This is a genomic window from Sphingobacteriales bacterium (assembly GCA_016699615.1).
GTDB lineage: Bacteria > Bacteroidota > Bacteroidia > Chitinophagales > JADIYW01 > JADJSS01.
Genome location: CP064984.1, coordinates 2,780,815 through 2,804,917 on the forward strand (window position 1 = coordinate 2,780,815; position 24,103 = coordinate 2,804,917).

At 29.2% G+C, this 24,103-nt stretch carries 23 protein-coding genes, 1 tRNA gene and 2 pseudogenes; 22 read left to right on the forward strand and 4 right to left on the reverse strand.

All coding sequences use genetic code 11. From position 1 onward, the window contains the following. Positions 1-29: 29 nt before the first annotated feature. From IPK18_13260 to gmd, 3 genes and pseudogenes are all read right to left on the reverse strand, one after another. Positions 30-1,617: pseudogene (locus IPK18_13260) on the reverse strand (ATP-binding cassette domain-containing protein). Between the two features lie 188 nt (positions 1,618-1,805). After that, the gene (locus tag IPK18_13265) at positions 1,806-2,756 is read right to left on the reverse strand and encodes a GDP-L-fucose synthase (protein QQR97785.1); all 951 of its coding nucleotides are present in this window, start codon (positions 2,754-2,756) and stop codon (positions 1,806-1,808) included. 24 nt (positions 2,757-2,780) lie between these two features. Then, positions 2,781-3,893: a GDP-mannose 4,6-dehydratase gene (gene gmd, locus IPK18_13270; protein ID QQR97786.1), complete on the reverse strand. Its 1,113-nt coding sequence runs from the start codon at positions 3,891-3,893 to the stop codon at positions 2,781-2,783. A gap of 60 nt (positions 3,894-3,953) precedes the next feature. On the opposite strand from gmd, the gene IPK18_13275 reads away from it, so the two are divergent. The 15 genes and pseudogenes from IPK18_13275 to IPK18_13345 all read left to right on the forward strand — a co-directional run bounded on the left by IPK18_13275 (position 3,954) and on the right by IPK18_13345 (position 13,334). Beyond that, positions 3,954-4,532, forward strand: a complete 579-nt coding sequence (locus IPK18_13275) for a phosphoribosylglycinamide formyltransferase (protein QQR97787.1) — start codon at positions 3,954-3,956, stop codon at positions 4,530-4,532. Positions 4,533-4,615: 83 nt separating this feature from the next. Then, on the forward strand, positions 4,616-5,194 hold the full coding sequence (gene folE, locus IPK18_13280; GenBank protein QQR97788.1) for a GTP cyclohydrolase I FolE: 579 nt from the start codon (positions 4,616-4,618) through the stop codon (positions 5,192-5,194). 4 nt (positions 5,195-5,198) lie between these two features. Further along, a complete protein-coding gene (locus tag IPK18_13285) occupies positions 5,199-5,705 on the forward strand; it encodes a DUF2721 domain-containing protein (protein QQR97789.1) in 507 nt (168 codons plus the stop codon). Between the two features lie 204 nt (positions 5,706-5,909). Further along, positions 5,910-6,260: a hypothetical protein gene (locus IPK18_13290; protein QQR97790.1), complete on the forward strand. Its 351-nt coding sequence runs from the start codon at positions 5,910-5,912 to the stop codon at positions 6,258-6,260. A gap of 1,043 nt (positions 6,261-7,303) precedes the next feature. Continuing rightward, positions 7,304-7,801, forward strand: a complete 498-nt coding sequence (locus IPK18_13295) for a transposase (GenBank protein ID QQR99356.1) — start codon at positions 7,304-7,306, stop codon at positions 7,799-7,801. Position 7,802: 1 nt separating this feature from the next. After that, entirely contained in the window at positions 7,803-7,973 is a 171-nt protein-coding gene (locus IPK18_13300) for a hypothetical protein (protein QQR97791.1), read from the forward strand. After that, the gene (locus IPK18_13305; protein ID QQR97792.1) at positions 7,951-8,421 is read left to right on the forward strand and encodes a hypothetical protein; all 471 of its coding nucleotides are present in this window, start codon (positions 7,951-7,953) and stop codon (positions 8,419-8,421) included. Before IPK18_13300 ends, IPK18_13305 begins: the two co-directional genes overlap by 23 nt. 152 nt (positions 8,422-8,573) lie before the next feature. Then, on the forward strand, positions 8,574-8,759 hold the full coding sequence (locus IPK18_13310) for a hypothetical protein (GenBank protein ID QQR97793.1): 186 nt from the start codon (positions 8,574-8,576) through the stop codon (positions 8,757-8,759). Beyond that, complete coding sequence (locus IPK18_13315; GenBank protein QQR97794.1) at positions 8,749-9,087, forward strand: hypothetical protein; 339 nt, start codon at positions 8,749-8,751, stop codon at positions 9,085-9,087. Before IPK18_13310 ends, IPK18_13315 begins: the two co-directional genes overlap by 11 nt. A 1-nt stretch (position 9,088) precedes the next feature. Then, the gene (locus tag IPK18_13320) at positions 9,089-9,562 is read left to right on the forward strand and encodes a hypothetical protein (protein ID QQR97795.1); all 474 of its coding nucleotides are present in this window, start codon (positions 9,089-9,091) and stop codon (positions 9,560-9,562) included. 572 nt (positions 9,563-10,134) lie between these two features. Further along, entirely contained in the window at positions 10,135-10,650 is a 516-nt protein-coding gene (locus tag IPK18_13325) for a transposase (GenBank protein QQR97796.1), read from the forward strand. Positions 10,651-10,709: 59 nt separating this feature from the next. Beyond that, the gene (locus tag IPK18_13330) at positions 10,710-10,856 is read left to right on the forward strand and encodes a hypothetical protein (GenBank protein QQR97797.1); all 147 of its coding nucleotides are present in this window, start codon (positions 10,710-10,712) and stop codon (positions 10,854-10,856) included. Between the two features lie 632 nt (positions 10,857-11,488). Further along, a complete protein-coding gene (locus tag IPK18_13335) occupies positions 11,489-11,833 on the forward strand; it encodes a transposase (GenBank protein QQR97798.1) in 345 nt (114 codons plus the stop codon). Positions 11,834-12,004: 171 nt separating this feature from the next. Next, entirely contained in the window at positions 12,005-12,208 is a 204-nt protein-coding gene (locus IPK18_13340) for a hypothetical protein (protein ID QQR97799.1), read from the forward strand. A gap of 737 nt (positions 12,209-12,945) precedes the next feature. After that, positions 12,946-13,334: pseudogene (locus tag IPK18_13345) on the forward strand (nucleoside deaminase). 146 nt (positions 13,335-13,480) lie between these two features. On the opposite strand, the gene IPK18_13350 reads toward IPK18_13345, so the two are convergent. After that, positions 13,481-13,555, reverse strand: a tRNA-Val gene (locus tag IPK18_13350). 99 nt (positions 13,556-13,654) lie between these two features. Between IPK18_13350 and IPK18_13355 the strand changes: the two genes are divergently transcribed. The 7 genes from IPK18_13355 to IPK18_13385 all read left to right on the forward strand — a co-directional run bounded on the left by IPK18_13355 (position 13,655) and on the right by IPK18_13385 (position 24,095). Next, positions 13,655-14,839 (forward strand): HAMP domain-containing histidine kinase, encoded by a 1,185-nt coding sequence (locus IPK18_13355; GenBank protein ID QQR97800.1) that lies wholly within the window; start codon positions 13,655-13,657, stop codon positions 14,837-14,839. A 430-nt stretch (positions 14,840-15,269) separates the two neighbouring features. Next, the gene (locus IPK18_13360; GenBank protein QQR97801.1) at positions 15,270-15,407 is read left to right on the forward strand and encodes a hypothetical protein; all 138 of its coding nucleotides are present in this window, start codon (positions 15,270-15,272) and stop codon (positions 15,405-15,407) included. Positions 15,408-15,762: 355 nt separating this feature from the next. Next, on the forward strand, positions 15,763-16,464 hold the full coding sequence (locus tag IPK18_13365; protein QQR97802.1) for a DUF559 domain-containing protein: 702 nt from the start codon (positions 15,763-15,765) through the stop codon (positions 16,462-16,464). A 135-nt stretch (positions 16,465-16,599) separates the two neighbouring features. Continuing rightward, complete coding sequence (locus IPK18_13370) at positions 16,600-18,402, forward strand: UbiD family decarboxylase (GenBank protein ID QQR97803.1); 1,803 nt, start codon at positions 16,600-16,602, stop codon at positions 18,400-18,402. Positions 18,403-18,517: 115 nt separating this feature from the next. After that, positions 18,518-21,937, forward strand: coding sequence for an N-6 DNA methylase (locus tag IPK18_13375; protein QQR97804.1), 3,420 nt, complete (start codon positions 18,518-18,520; stop codon positions 21,935-21,937). Next, entirely contained in the window at positions 21,892-22,263 is a 372-nt protein-coding gene (locus IPK18_13380) for a restriction endonuclease subunit S (protein ID QQR99357.1), read from the forward strand. Before IPK18_13375 ends, IPK18_13380 begins: the two co-directional genes overlap by 46 nt. A 23-nt stretch (positions 22,264-22,286) precedes the next feature. Beyond that, positions 22,287-24,095 carry an acyl-CoA dehydrogenase gene (locus IPK18_13385; GenBank protein QQR97805.1) on the forward strand — a complete coding sequence of 603 codons (1,809 nt, stop codon included), beginning with the start codon at positions 22,287-22,289 and terminating at the stop codon, positions 24,093-24,095. The last annotated feature ends 8 nt before the right edge of the window (positions 24,096-24,103 follow it).

Consider the following 24,103-nt stretch of genomic DNA (forward strand, 5'->3'; position numbering starts at 1 on the left):
AAATTTTTTAGTGAATATTATTAAATAATTTATATTTTATCATCAGCCAAATAATCATCATAAGTCATTAATCTATCAATTACTCCTTTTGGTGTAATTTCTATGATTCTGTTTGCTATGGTGTGTGTAAATGTGGTCGTGAGAAGTGAATAAGATAGTGCCAGCAAAATCTATTAATCCATTATTTAATGCTGTAATACTTTCTAAGTCTAGATGGTTGGTTGGTTCATCTAATAGCAATAGATTGCCTTCTTCTAACATTGTTTTTGAAAGCATGCATCTTACTTTTTCGCCTCCTGATAATACTGAACATTTTTTTTGAGTTTCTTCGCCACTAAATAACATTCTTCCTAAGAAACCACGTACAAATGTTTCATCTTTTTCAGTTGAATATTGTCTAAGCCAATCAACTAAATTTAAGTCTACATCAAAGTATGATTTATTGTCGTTTGGTACGTATGATTTGGTTATTGTTACACCATATTCAAAGTTTCCATGATTTGCATTTAATTCTCCTGCAAGAATCTTTAAAAACATGGTTACTGCCATGCTATTATCTGAAATAATTGCAACTTTATCTCCTTTATTTATTGAAAATGTTACATCCTTGAAGAAAGTTTTTCCATCATTGTTGGTATAACTTAATGCATTTACGTCTAGAATTTTGTCGCCTGCGTCTCTGTTTTGTTTAAAGAATATTCCTGGATATTTTCTGCTAGATGGTTGTATTTGTTCAATATCTAATTTATCTAATGCTTTTTTACGTGATGTTGCTTGTTTTGATTTAGATGCATTGGCACTAAATCTTGCAATAAAGTCTAATAATTCTGCCTTTTTTGCTTCGTTTTTCTTGTTTTTATCTGCTCTTTGTTTTAGCAAAAGTTGTGATGTCTCGTACCAGAATGTATAGTTTCCTGTAAATAAATTTACTTTACTAAAATCGATATCTACAACGTGTGTACACACCATATCCAAAAAGTGTCTATCGTGCGAAACAACAATAACTGTGTTTTTGAAATCTGCTAAGAAATCTTCTAACCATGTTATGGTTTTTAAATCTAAATCATTGGTAGGCTCATCTAATATTAGAATGTCTGGATTTCCGAATAATGCTTGTGCTAATAATACTTTTATTTTTTGATTAGAAGGCAAGTCTTTCATTTGTTTGTAATGATTGTCTTCTGTGACACCAAGATTACTTAATAGTTCTGCTGCATCACTTTCTGCATTCCAACCATCCATTTCAGCAAATTCTGCTTCTAATTCACCTGCTTTAATACCATCTTCATCTGTAAAATCTGCTTTTGCATAGATAGCATCTTTTTCTTTCATGATATCATAGAGTTTTTTATTTCCCATGATTACAATATCAATAACTTGGTATTCATCAAACTCAAAGTGATTTTGCTTTAACACAGACATTCTCTCGCCTGGTGATATTTCAATTCTGCCTGTTGTTGGGTCGATTTCTCCTGCTAAGATTTTTAGAAAAGTAGATTTGCCTGCACCATTTGCACCAATTACACCGTAGCAATTGCCATGAGTAAATTTGATATTCACTTCATCGAATAAAACTCTTTTTCCAAATTGTAAAGATAGATTTTGTACTGCTATCATATTAAAGTATTAAATAATAATAAATAATTTATATTAGAAATAAATACATTCTAAGTATTTGCAAAGATACCAAAATTATAAGGTAGATAAGAAATTATTAGATAAAATAATTATGAACGATATTTTTTATAGTAGAAAGTAGTAAGGAATAAGTAGTAAGACTTTAATGTTGTATTTTAATACTAAAATTACATTGCTTTATTTGCAATTGTATCGTAGTTTTCTACAAATTCTTTGTACACAGCCTCAATTCCTTCTCTAAGATTTATTTTGTGTTTCCATCCTAGGTTATGTATTTTACTTACATCTGTTAGTTTTCTTGGTGTGCCATCTGGTTTTGTAGTATCATGTACAATATTGCCTTCATACCCAATAACTTCTTTAACTAATAATGCTAAGTCTTTGATTGTAATTTCAACACCAGAACCACAGTTCACAAATTCTTCTCCATCATAGTTTTGCATTAAGAAATATAAAGCATCAGCTAAATCATCTGCATGTAAAAATTCTCTGTATGGTGAACCTGTTCCCCACATGACAACTTCTGGACTGCCATTTACTTTTGCTTCATGGAATTTTCTAATTAATGCTGGCAAAACGTGAGAATTATTCAAATCATAATTATCATTTGGACCATACATATTTGTTGGCATGGCTGAAATGAAATTGCAACCATATTGCCTTTTGTAGCTTTCACATAGTTTTATTCCAGCTATTTTAGCAATTGCATATGGTTCATTTGTTTCTTCCAAAAATCCACTTAATAAATATTCTTCTTTTAATGGTTGTGGTGCCATTTTTGGATAAATACATGTACTTCCTAGAAATAATAACTTTTTTACTTGATTGGCATATGCTGCATGTATTGTATTGCATTCTATCATCAAATTTTGATATAGAAAATCAGCTCTAAAGATATTATTAGCTTGTATACCACCAACTTTTGCAGCAGCTATAAATACATACTCTGGTTTATTTGCTTCAAACCATTGATTTGTAGATTCTTGTGATGTTAAATCTAAATCTTTAGATGAAGCTGTTAAAATATTATTATAACCTTCATTTTTTAATTTCCTTACAATTGCAGAACCGACCATTCCTCTGTGTCCAGCAACGTAAATTTTTGAGTCTTTATTCATTATTATCTCTCAGCTAATTGTATATTATTCGTGATAATTAAAGATTTTATGTCCACCTTCTATCAAATATCTATCTCTTTCAAATAATTTGATGTCAGCAGTCATCATGTCTTTTACAAGTGATGCTAAATCATGTTTTGGTTCCCAACCTAATTTTGTTTTTGATTTTGTTGGATCACCAATTAATAAATCTACTTCGGTTGGTCTGAAATATACTGGATCTACAGCAACAACTTCTTTTCCAACTTCAACCTGATATTCAGGATTTGAACATGCAACTATGTAGCCTTTTTCATCAATTCCAGTTCCTTTAAAACCAACTTCAATTCCTAATTCTGCAAATGCCATGCGAACAAATTCTCTAACTTCTGTTGTTTTTCCTGTTGCTATAACATAATCATCTGGTTCAGTTTGTTGAAGTATTAGATACATTGCTTCAACATAGTCTTTTGCATGTCCCCAGTCTCTTTTTGCATTTAGGTTGCCTAAGAATAATTTATCTTGAAGTCCAAGTGCAATTCTTGAAACTGCTCTAGTGATTTTTCTTGTTACAAATGTTTCGCCACGCAATGGTGATTCATGATTGAATAAAATACCATTACATGCATAAATTCCATAAGCTTCTCTATAGTTCACTGTAATCCAATAGGCATACATTTTTGCAACTGCATATGGTGAACGTGGATAAAATGGTGTTTTTTCTGATTGTGGAATTTCTTGAACTTTTCCATACAACTCTGATGTTGATGCTTGATAAAGTTTTGTTTTATTAACTAAACCTAATAGTCTAATGGCTTCTAAAAGTCTTAATGAGCCAATTCCATCTACGTTTGCTGTGTATTCAGGTGTATCGAAAGATACTTTTACATGTGACATTGCACCAAGATTATAGATTTCATCTGGTTGTATATCTTGAATAATTCTAATTAAATTGGTAGAATCAGATAAATCACCAAAATGAAGTTTAAATCTTACATTATCAATATATGGATCTTGATATAAATGGTCTATTCTATCTGTATTGAATAATGATGTTCTACGTTTAATTCCATGTACTTCGTATCCTTTGCTTAATAAAAGTTCAGCTAAATACGCACCGTCTTGACCAGTAATTCCCGTAATAATTGCTTTTTTCATAAATAGATAATATATTGTTAGCGAAAATACATATTTTTTTTAATTTTTTTATCTTTTGAAATGAAAATACGATTGGCAATTTTTCTGAGTGGTTCTGGCTCTAATGCAAGAAATATCTGTGATTATTTTAGTAATAATGAACAAATTGAAGTGTCATTATTATTGAGCAATAAGAAAGAATCTGGTACGAAAAATATTGCTGAAGAAAATAATTTACATTATATTATTTTTGACAAACAATTGTTTTATAACTCATTAGAAATGCAAGATATTTTAAATGCGCACAAAATCGATTTTATCATATTAGCTGGTTTTCTGTGGTTGTTCCCAAATTATTTACTTCAAAGTTTTAAAGACAGAGTAATAAATATACATCCTGCATTGCTGCCAAAATATGGTGGAAAAGGCATGCATGGTATGCATGTACATCAAGCAGTATTTGAAAATCATGAAAAAGAGAGCGGCATTACTATACATTTGTGTAATGAAAAATATGATGATGGTAAGATATTATTTCAAGCAAGTGTGACATTGACAGACAATGATACACCAACTACAATTAGTCAAAAGGTATTAAAGCTGGAACATCAGTTTTTCCCAAAAGTGATTGAAATATATATTCTTGAGTATAAGAAATAATTAAATCAAATAGAAATATTGAAATTTATTTGTAGTCTAAAATATAATAAGACTATATTTGTTAATATAAAAATGCCAGTGAAATGGAATATAACGAACAAACAACTAAGAATCTGACTGAATTATACCAAAAGGTATTATCAAATTTAGGAGAAGATGTGAATAGGGAAGGTCTTTTGAAAACACCAGAAAGAGTTGCGAAAGCAATGCAATATATAACTCAAGGATATTCTTTAGATCCAAAACAGATTGTCCTTTCAGCAATATTTAATGAAGATCATAATGAGATGGTTATTGTAAAAGATATAGAATTATTTTCATTATGTGAGCATCATATGTTGCCATTTTTTGGTAAAGCACATGTTGCCTATATTCCAAATGGAAAAATAACTGGTCTTAGTAAAATTGCTAGAGTTGTAGATGCATTTTCTAGAAGATTACAAGTGCAAGAAAGACTTACAGTTCAGATTAGAGATTGTTTAAATGATGCGCTTGCACCACATGGTGTTGCTGTTGTAATAGAAGCAAAACATATGTGTATGATGATGCGTGGTGTCGAAAAGCAAAACTCAATTACAACAACATCATCTTTTACTGGCGAATTTGAAAAAGTGGCTACTAGAGCAGAATTCTTGAAATTAATTTCTCCAAACTTAATGTAAAAATATGCTTGACAAAATAGATTTAACTACACCAGCTATTTTGTTTTCTACTATATCATTGATACATGTAGCATATACCAATAGATTTGTTGCCATATCAAACTTAATAAGAAGCCTAAAACAAAGATATGCTGATACACATGACGCCTACATCGTAGAGCAAATCAATAATTTAAGAAAGAGATTATACTTAATAAGAAATATGCAATTTTATGGTATTGTTTCTTTGCTGTCATGCATTGCATCTATTTCAACAATTTTCTTTGAAAAAAACTACGCAGCTATTATCTTTTTTGCAATTGCATTAATAGCATTACTAATTTCTATCATTCAAGCAGCAAAAGAAATTTGGATTTCTGTAGAAGCCCTAAATATTGAACTCAATAGTATTGAAGAACTAAGAAGTAATCTTACAGAAGTAGATGATGAATTAAATATTTCGCAAAACATCAAAAAAATTGGTCATGTTACCAAAAATATCCTAAGAAAAGATTCAGAACATAAAGATTAAGAAAATATATGACAGAGAAAGATGAATATTTTATGCACCGTGCAATACAAATGGCGCTTTATCTAATAATTATAATCCAGGTAATTTTTATAAACACGTTTTCAATCGTGTAAATAGAATTGTATTGCCAGAAGTAACAATTACCGCACCTCGAGGCACTTCTATAGAAAGTATTGCCACCGAAGCTATAAATAAATCAAGAAGATGATGAACAAAACAAATAGAATTCCAATAAGAGTGCTTGACAATATTTTCGACACCATTTATGATTCTGGATGTGTGCCGCTAATATTTATTTTTGTGTTGTTTACTTTCATTAATAGTGTTACACTAATTTTAATATTATCTATGTTTCTTATTTTGTATATTTCTGTTTCATTGGTAGGAGGAGGTTTCCATACTAGCACATTTATATTGATTAATAAAGATGGCTTTATCATTGAAAAGTATGGTAAAAAGAATGTTTTAAATTTTGATGAAATACTTGATATTAGAATAGTTTGTCATGAAATGAAAAGTAATACTTATTTTGATATTTATTTTATATTTGACTAAGAAGTGAAGATGTTATTATTAAAAAAAAATATAGAAAAGTAAGTATTCTAAAACACCGATTTAAATGTGCAAATTATTATTTCAATCAATTAATTTCAAATGAGCATTTTCCACAAAAGTGGAAGCAGAAAATTGACTTCCATAGCTCCCAATGCTCTCAAGTTTAGCGAAGCGTAACTTGTGATACTAAATAAAGCAAGTTTGTAACTTGCAAAAAAAATAAAAAAGTTCTTTGAATAACAAAAAATGCATAACTTTATTACCTCGCCCGTGTTGGTGTTTAGCTTAGCGTGGCAAAGTGTGTAGGCATGCGTCCCCAACACGTTTAAATCACAATATCAAATTCCTCGCCTTTGTTGGTTTTTAACCAACAAACCACAGAACTTAGTGGAGGTGTTGGTATGTTTTTTGGTATCACAGGGAAAATTGCACCTTCAATAAATATAAATCTTAAGTAAATGTATTATAGATATAAAGACTTTAAAAAGTGGTCGTGTGAGAATATTCATATAATATTTTCCTGTTTTGTATTATTTACTTTATTTTTTATATTAATAACAGAATTAATTAATACTATTTTTAATATTGATATAATTTTAGAAATATTCTCTTCTGGATTTATAATCAATATTTTGATTCTAAAACTCTTTTTTTCCTCAAATGAAAAAAAACAAATAGATGAAGTGATAAATTTATATCTTTCAGAAAATGGTTACAAAACTGAACAATTAGAAGATTTCTTGCAGGATAAGAGTATCAGTTTTTTGACAAAATTCAATTTACTCTTACACGTATTAATGCCATTACCTATTTTTTTTTCCACTAGTCATGTCAATTTGAAAAGAAATGTTAATTTATTTACTTTTGTATTTTATTTATTTTGTTTATTATTTTCAATTCTTATTCATATATCAGGTGTTATAGCGTAGCGTCCCAATGCCCCGCCTTTGTTGGTTTTTAACCAACAAACCACAGAACATATATAAAATTAAAGATTAAAATTATTAAATTTGAAGTTTATATATATTGAATTACGAAGATAAATTTCAGAGTTTATAACAATTACTTGTTATGAATGGTTAGCCTTAATAAAAAGCAATCAGGAAAAAGAAATTATTATAGAAAGCCTAAGATATTTAACACAACAAAATAAGATAGAAGTTCATGCCTTTGTGCTAATGGATAATCACATGCATCTTATTTGGCGAATAAAAAAAGGATACCTACGACAAAATATTCAACGCGATTTTTTACATCATACAGCAAAACAAATTTTAAAATATTTAAAAGATAATCATTCCGAAATGATTAATCAATTAGAAGTAAATTTAAAAGATAGAAAATTCCAAGTGTGGCAACGTAACTCTTTAAGTATTGATTTAAGAACAAAAAAAGTATATGAACAAAAATTAAATTATATACACAATAATCCAGTTAAGGCAGGAATTTGTATATTTGAGGAAGAATATAAATATAGTAGTGCAAAGTTTTATATAACTAATGAAAAAGATTGGGATTTTTTAGAACAAGGCGATGAATAAAATGCAATACAATTCAGATAGTGGTTTGTTGGTTAAAAACCAACAAAGGCGGGGAGATGCTTTAAAAAATGCAAATACAAAAGCTGAAAAAAAATCAATTCTCCTAAAAATTAAACATGCAGTATTAAAACAAAGACCTTCAGAAAATCATGCAAACACAGGACAACATTAAATTTTTTAATTTCATACCTAATATTGGATTAGGCAATATAAAATTATCATATAAAAAAAATGATATAATAAAATTATTAGGAAAGCCTAATGAAGTTTTCCATGACAAAGAATTAGAATACACTAATTTTATATATAATGTTAATAATATTGAATTGAATATCTTTTTTCAATACAAGGATAAAAAATATGATTATATGTCAATACATGTTAGTGAATTATTTATAAATAAAAATTGTTTATTTAATTATACTAAAACTAAATTATTAAAGTTTATGGAACGTTATCATAAAGAACTTAATGTTAAATTTGAATTTTATTTTACTAAAGATGGAATTGAAGAATCTATTGAGTTTAAAAATATTGGTTTAATGATTTGGCTTGAGAAAAATAAAGTTTGTAATTTTATTATAACCCAATGCTCCCAATGCTCTCGCATTCTATCGTAAAAAACAAATAAAGAGTGTTAAAAATTACGCCCAATGCTCTCGCATTCCTCCGCCTTTGTTGGTTTTTCCGCCTTTGTTGGTTTTTAACCAACAAACCACAGAACATATATAAAATTAAAGATTAAAATTATTAAATTTGAAGTTTATATATATTGAATTACGAAGATAAATTTCCAGAGTTTATAACAATTACTTGTTATGAATGGTTAGCCTTAATAAAAAGCAATCAGGCAAAAGAAATTATTATAGAAAGCCTAAGATATTTAACACAACAAAATAAGATAGAAGTTCATGCCTTTGTGCTAATGGATAATCACATGATCTTATTTGGCGAATAAAAAAGGATACCTACGACAAAATATTCAACGCGATTTTTTACATCATACAGCAAAACAAATTTTAAAATATTTAAAAGATAATCATTCCGAAATGATTAATCAATTAGAAGTAAATTTAAAAGATAGGAAATTTCAAGTTTGGCAACGAAATTCATTAAGCATCGAATTACGAACAAAAGAAATATATGAACAAAAATTAAATTATATACATAACAATCCAGTAAAAGCAGGAATGTGTATATTTGAAGAAGAATACAAATATAGTAGTGCAAAGTTTTATATAACTAATGAAAAAGATTGGGATTTTTTAAAACATGGTGATGAATAAAATGCAATACAATTCAGATAGTGGTTTGTTGGTTAAAAACCAACAAAGGCGGGGACTTGATAAAATAAATCCCATTGAGAGTATTGATATTACTTTTAAAAATGAGTTTTCTGTTGATTTTGGATTTATTGCGGGAGCTAATATTAAGGACTTAGGATTTGGTGGTTATGTAAATATGTGGAGTATGACATTGTTGGATTATGATAATAGCAGATATGGAGAAGATAGATTAAGAACAGGCATGGAAAATAGAGATATAAAAGGAGAAATTTCAATTGGACCTATAGGATTTGATGGATTTTATGGAAATGAAACGAATTATGAAGTTGCAGAGGGAATTATGAACCTTAATTTTCAGACTAAAGATAATAAACTTAAAACAATTTCTATTGAGGGCAATATAAGTTATGGATTTGGTATTTTTTTTGGCATCACAGGGAAGCATACACCTTCATTAAATATAAATTTAAAATAATATGATTTCTTATAAATATGAAAATTTTAAGAATTGGATAGATGAAAATATTTATATAATATGTTTTTGTTTTGTCCCATTGTCATTGTTCTTGGTAATAATAAATGAATTACTTGGTTTTATTGTTAATATTGATTCTATTTTTTTGATTTTTTCCTTTGGTTTTATCTTTGGGTTTTATCTTATAAAAGTCTTTTTTTCATTAAAAAAGAGTAAACAAGTAAATATGGTAATAAAATTATATCTATCAAGAGAAAATTATGAGTTTAACCAGTTAGAAGATTTCTTGGAAGATAAGAATATCAAATTTTTGACTAAATTCAGTTTATTATTACATGTATTAATGCCATTGCCTATTTTCTTTTCCACTAGATATATTAATTTGAAAAGAAGTGTCAATTTATTTACTTTTGTATTTTATTTATTTTGTTTATTATTTTCAATTCTTATTTATATATCAGGTGTTATAGCGTAGCGTCCCAATGCCCCGCCTTTGTTGGTTTTTAACCAACAAACCACAGAACATATATAAAATTAAAGATTAAAATTATTAAATTTGAAGTTTATATATATTGAATTACGAAGATAAATTTCCAGAGTTTATAACAATTACTTGTTATGAATGGTTAGCCTTAATAAAAAGCAATCAGGCAAAAGAAATTATTATAGAAAGCCTAAGATATTTAACACAACAAAATAAGATAGAAGTTCATGCCTTTGTGCTAATGGATAATCACACGCATCTTATTTGGCGAATAAAAAAAGGATACCTACGACAAAATATTCAACGCGATTTTTTACATCATACAGCAAAACAAATTTTAAAATATTTAAAAGATAATCATTCCGAAATGATTAATCAATTAGAAGTAAATTTAAAAGATAGGAAATTTCAAGTTTGGCAACGAAATTCATTAAGCATCGAATTACGAACAAAAGAAATATATGAACAAAAATTAAATTATATACATAACAATCCAGTAAAAGCAGGAATGTGTATATTTGAAGAAGAATACAAATATAGTAGTGCAAAGTTTTATATAACTAATGAAAAAGATTGGGATTTTTTAAAACATGGTGATGAATAAAATGCAATACAATTCAGATAGTGGTTTGTTGGTTAAAAACCAACAAAGGCGGGAATAAAATGCAATACAATTCAGATAGTGGTTTGTTGGTTAAAAACCAACAAAGGCGGGGAAATTTAGGAGCTGGAGCTTCTATTGTCCCTTTTGCTGGCTATCAACATTCTATAACAATAGGATCAAATCCAATTCATTTAAGTCCATGGTAAAATATATAAAAATTATAATACTTTTTTTAATTATACAAGTATTTTTATTTATAATAATTAATCCTATTATAAATAGGCATACAAAAAGATTGTAGAAAAATTAAATACTAACAATGAGTATTATGGAATAGTTATTGATAAAGTCGAAGGTAATCGTAATACAAAATTATTATTAAATGATAGTACAGTTTTAAGTATTGATGGATATACAGATATAATAAATCTAGACTCAATATATAGACCGTTTGGAATGGATTATATTAATATATATAGATTTATTAATAACAAATATGTATATATTGGGAGAGAATATTATAGTATTATATTCAAAGAAAATTTCCAAAACTAGCCAATGCTCTCGCAAGTTTAACGAAGTGTAACTTGTGAGTAAAATAAAGCCAATGCTCTCGCAAGTTTATCCCTCTTCGCCCATGTTGGTTTCCTAACCAACATGCTAATGTATACATAAAACTAAAGACTGAATTAGAAAAATAGCTTAAAGAAAAAAAGTAATACATAGCATGTTCGAGCGCAAGCATGCATCGATCCGCCTTTGTTGGTTTTTAACCAACAAACCACAGAACATATATAAAATTAAAGATTAAAATTATTAAATTTGAAGTTTATATATATTGAATTACGAAGATAAATTTCCAGAGTTTATAACAATTACTTGTTATGAATGGTTAGCCTTAATAAAAAGAAATCAGGCAAAAGAAATTATTATAGAAAGCCTAAGATATTTAACACAACAAAATAAGATAGAAGTTCATGCCTTTGTGCTAATGGATAATCACACGCATCTTATTTGGCGAATAAAAAAAGGATACCTACGACAAAATATTCAACGCGATTTTTTACATCATACAGCAAAACAAATTTTAAAATATTTAAAAGATAATCATTCCGAAATGATTAATCAATTAGAAGTAAATTTAAAAGATAGAAATTTCAAGTTTGGCAACGAAATTCATTAAGCATCGAATTACGAACAAAAGAAATATATGAACAAAAATTAAATTATATACACAATAATCCAGTTAAGGCAGGAATTTGTATATTTGAAGAAGAATATAAATATAGTAGTGCAAAGTTTTATATAACTAATGAAAAAGATTGGGATTTTTTAAAACATGGTGATGAATAAAATGCAATACAATTCAGATAGTGGTTTGTTGGTTAAAAACCAACAAAGGCGGGGAAGACCATATTTTGAAGCTAAAATGATTCATTCAGTTAGTGGGATTAACTTTAAGATTGGATTCTTTGAAGATATTGGAGGTGATATTGGTAGCGTTATTGGTGGTAAAATAAGTGGTTCTTTTCAATCGGAAATAAGCTGGCAATGGTAAAGTTTTTATTTTTTATTTACATATTTTTATATTATTATATTTCATATAAGTTTTTTAAATCTTTAAATGATGATTTTGATGTTAATATATTACTAAAAAACGTATATAAAGACCCGTCATTATTTTTGTTATGGTTTGCATTAAGTGTTATTTTTGTTTTTTTAATAGAGTATTTAGTCAACCTATAAAAAGTGTCTTGTCCTCCGCCTCAGACCCAATGCTCTCGCAAGTTTAACGAAGTGTAACTTGTGAGTAAAATAAAGCCAATGCTCTCGCAAGTTTATCCCAATGCTCTCCCTTAGCTCTCGCAAGTTTAACGAAGTGTAACTTGTGAGTAAAATAAAGCCCTTAGTGGAGGTGTTGGTATGTTTTTTGGTATCACAGGGAAAATTGCACCTTCAATAAATATAAATCTTAAGTAAATGTATTATAGATATAAAGACTTTAAAAAGTGGTCGTGTGAGAATATTTATATAATATCTTCCTGTTTTGTATTATTTACTTTATTTTTTATATTAATAACAGAATTAATTAATACTATTTTTAATATTGATATAATTTTAGAAATATTCTCTTCTGGATTTATAATCAATATTGTGATTCTAAAACTCTTGTTTTCCTCAAATGAAAAAAAACAAAATAGATGAAGTGATAAATTTATATCTTTCAGAAAATGGTTACAAAACTGAACAATTAGAAGATTTCTTGCAGGATAAGAGTATCAGTTTTTTGACAAAATTCAATTTACTCTTACACGTATTAATGCCATTACCTATTTTTTTCCTTCGCCTTTGTTGGTTAAAACCAACAAAGGCGGGGAAGTTATTGCCATTAGAGAAGCACGAAAGTACTTGGCTCATTCCAATTAGATGGATGCACAATATACACTTCATGCGAACCATGTCCAATGTGTTTTGGTGCAATATATTGGGCTAGACCCAAAATGGTTTATTTTGCATGTACTAAAAAAGATGCAGCTCAAATTAATTTTGATGACCAATTTATATATGATGAACTTGAAAAAGAAATTGATAATAGAGCAATAAAATTCATCAAATTAATGCAAAAGGAAGCAATACCTGTATTTGAAAAATGGGCATCAAAACAAGACAAAACTAGTTACTAATTATTTTTGAGTTAAGATGTATTTGTTTTTATTATATTCATACTATTAAGTATAATAAATGTTGTAGATTTTTTTAATGAATAGAAAAATCTGAAGTATTAAATAGATAAAAAAAAGGAGATAGATTAAACTATCTCCTTTTTTTGTGGGCATTACTGGATTCGAACCAGTGACCCCCTGCTTGTAAGGCAGGTGCTCTGAACCAGCTGAGCTAAACGCCCTTTTGCTTTAGCGAGTGCAAATATACAATTTTATTTCTGAATAAAACAAATTTTTTCTCAAAAAAAATTATCTTACAATTCATTTTAATCTAATTGGGCATGTTTCAGTATGTTTTCAATAAATTTAGTCTATTATTTTTTGCATTGCTAATCATTATTTTTTCTGTTGGTTACACACAAAAAGTTGCATCAAGTATTAAAAATCAAGAGATTGAACAAGCTAATGAGCTAGCTAACGCTTATAAAATATTGAATAGTTCAGATGCAGGAGAAAATGAACTAACTTATGCACTTGAGAAAATAAAAAATAATAAAAATATTCCTATTATCTGGACAGATGCACAAAATAATATTATTGCATACAAAAACTTCAACGATTCAAACATCACATCGAATAAAAACTATTTAAAAAATGAGCTGCAAAAACTAGAAGACAATAGAATAAATATATTGATTGATGAGCACGAAAAACATTTTTTATACTATAAAGATTCTGATTTGTTAAGAACAATAAAGAATTATCCATATTACCAATTATTCTTGGTGTTTTTATTTTTCTTAGTAAGCTTTATTGCATTTTCATCCATTAGAAAAGCAGAACAAAATCAAGTGTGGGTAGGCTTGGCAAAAGAAACAGCTCATCAATTAGGAACACCCATTTCATCACTATCTGCATGGATTGAGTTATTAAAAGATAAACTCAATGAAGAAGATGATAAACTGATTGCTGATGAAATGAACAAAGACATCAATAGACTGATACTTGTAGCCAATAGATTTTCTAAAATTGGCTCTACACCAGAATTATCCAAGCAAAATCTTATTCCTATACTTGAACAAAATGTAGCCTATATGAAAATGCGTGCAGCACATTCTATTGTGTTTCAAGTCATCAATAATGCAAATACCGAATTGTATGCCAATATTAATATCCAATTATTTGAATGGGTTATTGAAAATCTATTGAAAAATGCCTTAGATGCCATGAACAAAAATGGAAAAATAACAATATTTGTTGCACAAGAAAAAGAAGATATACTAATAGATGTAATAGATACTGGCAAAGGCATTGCCAATAAAAATATAAAAGATGTATTTAAAACAGGCTACTCAACCAAGAAAAGAGGATGGGGAATAGGCTTAGCATTATCTAAAAGAATAATTGAAGACTACCACAAAGGAAAAATATTTGTAAAAGAATCTACCGAAGGAAAAGGAACTACATTTAGAATTACAATAAAAAATATAATGATAAATAACAGTCTAGCTGACTGTCAACTGTAGACCGCCGACCACCACGGCATTAGAAAAATAGCGTTAAGAAAATAAGCGTCGAGCGTAAAAAAAAGTTTTGCTGTTTGAAGTTCTGCTTTGGAAGAAGCAGAACAAGTTTAAAAACTTTTAGCGAAGACGAATATTTTTAGTGTGATTTTTCGTAAGCCTTGATTTTTCTTTGTTACTTTCTTTGTATCAAGGCAAAGAAAGTAAATAGACATGTTTTATCAAGAAAAAAGTAAGTAAAGAGGAATCATCTTTTTTATAATATCTAATAAAAATACAAAACACCGTATAATACAGTATTTAACCATGCCTAATACATAATTAATACAGCTTAATACGTAGTTGAATATAGCATAATACGTAGTTAAATATAGTATAAGCAGTATATATACATCGACTTAGGCTGATAAAATTTATTTTTAAATTTTTTATTATGAAAGCACAAAAATACCAAACAGCAAATACAACAGCACCTAATACAGGCGAGATGTTAAAAATATTTTATATAAAAAGACGAATATACAAAACAGCATTACAATTGCCAGTACCTACACCAACAATGTTAGCATAGACGATAGCAAAGACCTACGTATTGCACAACTAGAAAACGAATTAGCAATAAGCAAAGCAAAATACGAAGCCTTGGCAGAAGTAATGAAAGGGAAATAGATTTTCTTACAAATAATCGGATTGCAAAATAAAGGTAGTGATTGCTTGGTACAAATAAACAAATACAAGAGTATTAAAAATATAGAATCCCTTTGATTATTTATAAATTTATTTAATTATATTTGAAAAAAAAAGTATGGTTAGATTGTACACAAATATTCCTAATATGGCTGTATATGTGTGATTTTGCCACACATATAATCAAATTGGTGGCAAGCTTAACGAGATAGCAAACTAAATAGATATAATAAAAAAATATGGGACGAATTCCAATAAGCATTGAAAAAATTAAAGTTGAAAACCAAATAAGATTTTCAGAAAATGAAATAAATGAAACTGTAAAATATTTATTTAAATTGACAGAGAAAGGTCAGCAATGGGAAAAAACATTTATGTGTGATAGAGATGACTTACTCAAATTGAGAAACGAAATTGACAAACTTATTGAAACAACAACAACAGCAGAAGTTTTAAAAATCTCAAATGAAAAAGCAAAAATTGTAGACAAATATTATAAAGAAGATAAACTTTGCCAGAACTGTGATTTTAAGTTGACTTTCAAATGTAAAGAATGTTTGTTTGTATTACAAAGCCCATTAGAAAGACAATTATATTTAGAACTTTCAAAAACGTATATTAGATTTAAAACTCAATATGCTTTAAATTGGCATGGACAAAATATTTCAATTGAAGGAAAAACATACGGAGATGAAAACAATAACTTTAAAGAAGTTTTGACAGTTGTAGATTTTTATATTGAAAAACGACAAGCCAAATTGTGCGTTTATACAGATGGACACACTTATCACGAAAGAACAGAAGAACAGGCACAACGAGATAGAAACATTGATAGAAAACTTCAAGAGTTAGGTTTTCAAGTTTTAAGATATACAGGAAAAGATGTAATTGAAAATACTGGCAAAATTATTAATGACATAAAAAAATGGATTGAATATTAAAGCCAGCCACCAACAGTGGTAGCTGTTGCACAATGTGGTTTTTAAGTTCGTAGTTTTAAAAAACAAGTATTAGAATATTTATTACTACTTAACTTTCCACTTCCAACATAAATAGTTTATTTTTGTTTTCTAATTATGGCTTATACATCCTTACAAGATTGCATTGATGATTTAGAAAAATCAGGACAGTTAATTCGTATTAAAGAAGAAGTAGATCCTTATTTAGAAATGGCGGCTATCCATTTGCGCATTCACGAAGCAAAAGGGAAAGCTATTTTATTTGAAAAAGTAAAAGGCAGCAAATATCAAGCAGTGTCTAACTTATTTGGCACTACAGAACGTAGCAATTTTATTTTTAGAGATACATTGCCAAATGTAAAAAAAATGATTGCACTCAAATCAGATCCAATGAGTGCTATTAAACAACCTTTCAAAAATATTGGCGTGGCATTGGCTGCATGGAAAGCATTACCTAAAAAAGTATCGTCGCATTCTTTTGAGAAAATAAAAATCTCCGATTTACCACAAATCCATTGTTGGGAAAAAGACGGTGGCGCTTTTGTTACCTTGCCAATTGTGTATTCAGAAGATGCAGACAAACCAGGTGCTATGCATTCTAATTTAGGCATGTATCGTATTCAGCTTTCTGGCAACGATTATATTCAAGATAAAGAAATCGGATTACACTATCAATTGCATCGAGGTATTGGTGTACATCAAACCAAATGGAATAAATTAGGCAAACCGATGAAAGTATCTGTGTTTATTGGCGGACCGCCATCGCATTCTTTTGCAGCAGTTATGCCATTGCCAGAAGATTTATCTGAGTTGACCTTTGCTGGTGCATTAGGCGGCAGACGTTTTAGATATATGTATGATGAAGAAGGTTATTGTTTAAGCACCGATGCCGACTTTGTAATTACTGGCGATGTATATCCAAATGAGAATAAACCAGAAGGTCCATTTGGCGACCACTTAGGCTATTATTCTTTAAAACATGATTTTCCATTGATGCGTGTAAAAAATGTATATGCTAAGAAAAATGCAATATGGAGTTTTACAGTCGTAGGTCGTCCACCACAAGAAGATACTGCTTTTGGCAACATGATACACGAAATGACTGGCTCTGCCATTAGCACAGAAATTCCTGGTGTGCATGAAGTGCATGCGGTAGATGCTGCTGGTGTACATCCATTATTATTAGCCATTGGTAGTGAGCGTTACACACCTTATTACAAAGAAAAAAGACCTCAGGAATTATTAACCATATCAAATCATATTTTAGGAACAGGGCAATTGTCGTTAGCAAAATTCTTGTTTATTGCAGATAAGAGTGACGATGAAACGTTGAAAACACACGAAGAAGAAAAGTTCTTCCAGCATATTTTAGAAAGAATAGATTTATCTCGAGATATACATTTTCAAACAAAAACAACGATAGATACGTTAGATTATAGTGGCGATGGCTTGAACACAGGAAGCAAAGTAATTATTGCTGCAGCTGGCGAAAAGAAAAGAGATTTATTGAGTGAATTACCTAAAGATTTTGTTTTACCATCAGGATTTAAAAATCCAAGATTAGTAACAAAAGGAATTGTTGCTGTTGAGTTGACAGACGACAGACGACAGTCCACAGTAGAAAGTATTATAAAAGAAATCAGTGGACAGTGGACAGTGGACAGCGGACTTCCATTGATTGTTATTTGCGATGATGCTGATTTTTTAGCGAAAGATTTTGCTAATTTTCTTTGGGTAACGTTTACACGAAGCAATCCATCGCATGATTTGTATGGTATTAATGAGCATTTTGAAAACAAACATTGGTGTTGTGATACTTTGATTATAGATGCACGCATCAAACCACATCATGCACCAGTTTTAGAAAAAAATGCTGCTGTAGAAAAACGTGTTGATGAGATTTTGAAGAAGTATATTTAGTTATGTAATTTTATCAACACTCGGTTAGTAGAATATTTGCATAATATTTTCTATTTTTATGAGTTTTGAATGTCTGTTGTAAATTTTAAATTTATAATCTAAGATAGGAAATAAAATGAATGTAACAAGCTACATAAAGTATATTGGTTTTCAGCCTAAAGAAAATGCAAAGGATATTTTTATAAAAAAATATCAAGATGGCTATGTTATAGAAATAGAATTTGAAAAAGAAATTATTAACTACGGAGATAAAATAATTTGCGAAAGCAAAACTACCCAAAATTTTTCACAAGCAGAAAACTTTGTTGTTCTTGAATGTGTAAACAGACTTCTTGAAAAGGGCTATAAACCTGAAAATATTACATTAGAAAAAACTTGGGGAGCTGGTCACGGAACTTCGGGTAGATTAGATATTTGCGTTAGTCGTAATGATGGTTCTGAATATCTTTTAATAGAATGTAAAACTTATGGCAAAGAGTTTGAAAAAGAATTTACCCGAATGAAAAAAGATGGCGGACAACTCTTTACTTATTTTAAATTTAGTAATAAAGCCGATGTGATTATGCTTTATGCTTCAGAATTAAAAGGAAAAGAAATTGTTTACCGAAACGAAATAGTAAAAATTGAGGACGATTACAGATCGGGTGATGTAAAAGATTTTTATGACAAATGGAGTAAACTTACCAAAGACAATGGTGTTTTTGATACTTGGGTAAATCCATATAATTTTGAAAGTAAAGCTTTAACAATAAATGATTTAGAAGAAATAAAGCAAGAAGACAGTAGTTTTATTTTCAATCGTTTTCTTGAAATTTTACGGCACAATGTGGTTTCTGATAAAGGAAATGCTTTTAATAGAATTTTTACGTTGTTTCTTTGTAAAATCTATGATGAGAAGGACAAAGAAGAAACAGATAAAGAGTTAGAATTTCAATGGTTTGAATCTCCTTTTACTTGCGAAGGTGTTCATTATGAAAGAGATACTCATGTAACTTTCCAAATTCGTTTAACGGATTTGTATAAAAAAGGCATGAAAGCTTTTTTGGAAAAAAATGTTACTGATTTTTCGGAATCTGAATTTAATAACAGATATTCTTTTCTTACCGAAGAACAAAGGATACCTATTTTACAAGAATTTAGAAAAGTTCGTTTAGAAAAAAACAATGAATTTGCGATTAAGGATGTTTATGATGAGCAATCTTTTTATGACAATGCAGTTGTGGTAAAAGAGATAGTTGAACTGTTACAGGGTTATAAATTAAGATATACCAAAAAACAACAATACTTATCCGATTTCTTCGAGTTGCTTTTAACTACTGGATTAAAACAAGAATCAGGTCAGTTTTTTACGCCTGTTCCTGTAGCTCAATTTGTGATTAAAAGTTTACCTATTGATAAAATCATAAAAGAAAAATTACATAAAGGCGAAAAGAATGAATATTTACCTTATGTAATTGATTATGCAGCAGGAAGCGGACACTTTTTAACAGAAACCATGCACGAAGTGCAAAGAATAATAGATAACAATGATTTTCCAGAAGTAAAAGCTGAAGTAAAACGCTTTATCAAACAAGCAAAAGAATTTCATTTTGATTGGGCGTTTGATTATGTCTATGGGATCGAAAAAGATTATCGTTTAGTTAAAGTGGGCAAAGTCGGTTGTTACTTGCATGGAGATGGTTTGGCAAACGTAATTCATTCGGATGGTTTAGCTAATTTTAGTCATAAAGACTATAAAGGCAAATTAGGGATAATTGACAAAAACTTTAAACAGGAAAATAAACAATTTGACATAATTGTTTCAAATCCTCCATACTCCGTTTCTGCTTTTAAAAATGCTGCAAGACAATTTTATAAAGATGAAGATTTTGAACTGTATGATAAACTTACGGATAACAGTTCGGAAATTGAATGTTTGTTTATAGAACGCACCAAACAACTCCTAAAAGATGGCGGTGTTGCCGGAATCATTTTGCCAAGTTCTATATTGAGCAATACGGGTATTTACACCAAATCGCGTGAACTAATTTTACATTTTTTTGATATTGTTGCCATTACCGAATTAGGCAGCAATACCTTTATGGCGACAGGAACCAATACCGTCACCTTATTTTTAAGAAGAAGAAACAATTACGAAAGCAGAAATTTAAAAATTGCTGTAGATAAATTCTTTACCGATTTTCAAGATGTAACCATAAAGTTTGGAGAAAATTATATTGAAAGACCTTATTCAAAATACATAAACCACGTTTGGGAAAATATTTCTTTTGAAGATTATATTTCTTTATTAAAAAAAGAACCAAACAAAGCAATTACCGAACACGAAATTTACAAAGAATACCAAAAGAAACTAAAAGCTAAAAACGACGCAGCATTTTGGAATTTGCTTTTAGAAAGAGAAGCAGAAAAACTATTTTATTTCATAATAGCGTATCCGCAAAAAGTGGTATTGGTGAAAAGTGGCGAAAAAGATGCCGAAAAACGCTTTTTGGGTTACGAGTTTAGCTCCAGAAGAGGAAGCGAAGGCATACACCCAATACAGCGAGGCAAAAACATAGAAGATTGTACACAACTATTTGATGCCGATGTTTTTGATAACCCAAGCAAAGCAAGCACCTATATCTACAAAGCTTTTGCAGGTGATTTTGATTTTGAAATTGATGAAACTATGCAAAACAATGTTTCTCGCCACAACTTAGTAGATATGATGACCTTTGACCGAGTAGAATTTGAAAAAAACATTTCGCTTTCGGTTAAAAAAAAAGTAAAAATTGAAAGTAAGTGGGAAGTAAGAAAACTTGGAGAAGTTTCTGAAATTAATTACGGAACACGAATTGTAAAAAAGTCTGAACAAGGAACAATTTATCCTGTTTATGGTGGTGGCGGAGAAACTTTCAAGTCAGATAATTTTAACAGAGAAGACACATTTATCATATCAAGATTTGGAATGTCTCCAAAATGTGTAAGATATATTTCAGGAAAATTTTTCTTAAATGATTCTGGATTAACTTTAAATACTGCAAATTCAAACATTTTAAATCAAGAATACTTAAATCAGTTTTTATTTTTAAACCAAGAAATAGTTTATTTATGTGGGCAAGGTGTAGCTCAAAAAAATCTTGAAATTGAAACCTTTAATTCTTTAAAAATCCCACTACCACCATTAGACATTCAACAAAAAATTGTTTCTGAAATTGAAGTTTTAGAAGTAAATGAAAAGAAAGCGAAGGAGGAGGTTGAAAAACAAAAAGAAAATATTAAAAATGTAATTTCAAAAGTTTCAGGTGATTTAACTTCATTATCAAATATTACTTCTAAAATAAGAAGTGGAGCAACACCTCTTGGTGGAGAAGGTTCTTATAAAGAAAGTGGAATTTCATTAATTCGTAGCCAAAATGTGTATGATAATGAGTTTCATGAAAAAGGTTTAGCTTTTATTGATGAAGTTCAAGCAGAAAAATTAAAAGGTGTAACAGTTGAAAAAATGACATTTTATTCAATATTACAGGTGCATCAATTTGTAGATGCTGTATAGTTCCTGAAAAATATTTACCAGCAAGAGTAAATCAACATGTTTCAATAATTAGAGTTACAGAAAAAGCTTTGCCAAAATATGTTCAAACAGTTTTAGTGTCGGAAATTTATAAAAATCTATTATTAGAAATTGGAGATGGTGCAACTTCAAGAGAAGCAATCACTAAACAACAATTAGAAGATTTTAAAATTCCACTTCCACCACTTTCCGAACAACAAAAAATAGTTGCTGAAATTGAGAAAATTGAAGAACAAATAAAAGTGTTAGAATCTGAAATTGCAGCAATATCCAAACAAAAAGAAGCAGTTTTAAAGAAATATTTATAATCTTTTAAAAATCAAATTCATAAATGACAAATAACGTATTTCTTGGAGATCAATTTTATTCTAAAGAACATCTTCATTTTTTATTACACGATGTATTTAATGTAAAACAACTTTTAGACTATAAATATTTTAATGCTCATGATATAGATTCTATTAATTTATTCTTAGATGCTACAGAACAATTGTGTAAAGAACATTTTTTTCCAATTTGGGTAGAAATGGACAGAAAACAACCAGAATTAATTGATGGAAGAGTACGTGTACATCCAAATATAAAAAAAATAATGCGAATTTGTGGCGAAGGTGGCTGGATTAATACTTTTGCATCAAACGAAGTTGGTGGTTTGCAAATGCCTATGACAATTTCTATTGCCGCAAGTTTCATAATGGGTTGTGCCAATTATTCTGTTACTGCATTTTCTGGATTAACTTCTGGTGCAGCTCATTTAATTGAAAGTTTTGCATCAAAAACACTACAAGAAACATATATACCAAAAATGTTTGCTGGCGAATGGCAAGGCACAATGGCACTTACAGAACCAAATGCAGGAAGTTCATTAAGCGATATTGTAACATCAGCAGAAAAAATAGCAGATGGTACATACAAAATAAAAGGACAGAAAATATTTATTTCTTGTGGAGACCATGATGGTGTAGACAATGTAATTCATCTACTATTAGCAAGAATAAAAGGTGCACCAGCTGGCACAAAAGGTATCTCTATGTTTGTAGTGCCAAGAGAAAGAATCAATACAAGCAATCAATTAGAATATAATGATGTAGCAACTGCTGGTGTATATCATAAAATGGGTTACAAAGGTGCGCCAATTACACATTTAATGTTTGGTGAAAATGATGATTGTATTGGTTATTTGGTAGGCGAGGAGCATAAAGGACTTTCATATATGTTCCAAATGATGAATGAAGCAAGGATATCTGTTGGCTTACATGCAACATCAATTTCTACTGCAAGTTATTATGCTGCTCTAAAATATTGCAAAGAAAGACAACAAGGAAGAAAAATAGAAGATAAAAATATTCTTAATTCACCAGTTCCAATTATACAACACGCAGATGTAAAAAGAATGCTGTTGTTTCAAAAAGCATTTACAGAAGGTGCATTAGCCTTAGAACTGCAATGCAGTATTTACCATGATTTGAGTAAAATTGCAGAAGGTGAAGAAAAAGAAAAAAATCATTTATTATTAGAATTGCTTACGCCAGTTGCCAAATCTTATCCATCAGAAACAAGTATTTTAAGCACAAGCACAGCATTGCAATGTTATGGTGGCTATGGTTTTACAAAAGATTTTCCTGCAGAGCAATACATGAGAGAAACCAGAATACATACTTTGCATGAAGGCACAACTGCAATTCATGGTTTAGACTTATTAGGCAGAAAAGTGATGTTGCAAAATGGTAAGGCAACCATGCTTTTGATGCAAGAAGTGATGCAAGAAATCAATCAGGCAAAAGCACATGAACAAACGAAAGAATATGCGCTACAACTAGAAAAGAAAATGGTGCAATTGCAAGAGTTAACTATTCATTTGGTTGGCGTAGCACAAAAAGAAGGCGTTGAGGCATATCTAAGTGATGCTACATTATATTTAGAATTAATGGGCATAATGATAATGTGTTGGCAATGGTTGAAAATGAGTAATATTGCAATAGAAAAATTAAAAAATGATACAAATAATGATTTTCTATTAGGTAAATTAAAATGTTTAGAATATTATTTTGAATACGAATTACCAAAAACAGAAGCATTATTAATTAGATTAAAATCAACTAAACGAACAACGATAGAAATTACAGAAGAACAATTTTAATAATAAAT

Bases quoted from the DNA above. Each gene is read 5' to 3' on its own strand.
- IPK18_13265 (QQR97785.1), bottom strand. From the start codon at position 2,756: ATGAATAAAGACTCAAAAATTTACGTTGCTGGACACAGAGGAATGGTC.
- gmd (QQR97786.1), bottom strand. From the start codon at position 3,893: ATGAAAAAAGCAATTATTACGGGAATTACTGGTCAAGACGGTGCGTAT.
- IPK18_13275 (QQR97787.1), top strand. From the start codon at position 3,954: ATGAAAATACGATTGGCAATTTTTCTGAGTGGTTCTGGCTCTAATGCA.
- folE (QQR97788.1), top strand. From the start codon at position 4,616: ATGGAATATAACGAACAAACAACTAAGAATCTGACTGAATTATACCAA.
- IPK18_13285 (QQR97789.1), top strand. From the start codon at position 5,199: ATGCTTGACAAAATAGATTTAACTACACCAGCTATTTTGTTTTCTACT.
- IPK18_13290 (QQR97790.1), top strand. From the start codon at position 5,910: ATGATGAACAAAACAAATAGAATTCCAATAAGAGTGCTTGACAATATT.
- IPK18_13300 (QQR97791.1), top strand. From the start codon at position 7,803: ATGCAATACAATTCAGATAGTGGTTTGTTGGTTAAAAACCAACAAAGG.
- IPK18_13305 (QQR97792.1), top strand. From the start codon at position 7,951: ATGCAAACACAGGACAACATTAAATTTTTTAATTTCATACCTAATATT.
- IPK18_13320 (QQR97795.1), top strand. From the start codon at position 9,089: ATGCAATACAATTCAGATAGTGGTTTGTTGGTTAAAAACCAACAAAGG.
- IPK18_13330 (QQR97797.1), top strand. From the start codon at position 10,710: ATGCAATACAATTCAGATAGTGGTTTGTTGGTTAAAAACCAACAAAGG.
- IPK18_13340 (QQR97799.1), top strand. From the start codon at position 12,005: ATGCAATACAATTCAGATAGTGGTTTGTTGGTTAAAAACCAACAAAGG.
- IPK18_13355 (QQR97800.1), top strand. From the start codon at position 13,655: ATGTTTCAGTATGTTTTCAATAAATTTAGTCTATTATTTTTTGCATTG.
- IPK18_13360 (QQR97801.1), top strand. From the start codon at position 15,270: ATGAAAGCACAAAAATACCAAACAGCAAATACAACAGCACCTAATACA.
- IPK18_13365 (QQR97802.1), top strand. From the start codon at position 15,763: ATGGGACGAATTCCAATAAGCATTGAAAAAATTAAAGTTGAAAACCAA.
- IPK18_13370 (QQR97803.1), top strand. From the start codon at position 16,600: ATGGCTTATACATCCTTACAAGATTGCATTGATGATTTAGAAAAATCA.
- IPK18_13375 (QQR97804.1), top strand. From the start codon at position 18,518: ATGAATGTAACAAGCTACATAAAGTATATTGGTTTTCAGCCTAAAGAA.
- IPK18_13385 (QQR97805.1), top strand. From the start codon at position 22,287: ATGACAAATAACGTATTTCTTGGAGATCAATTTTATTCTAAAGAACAT.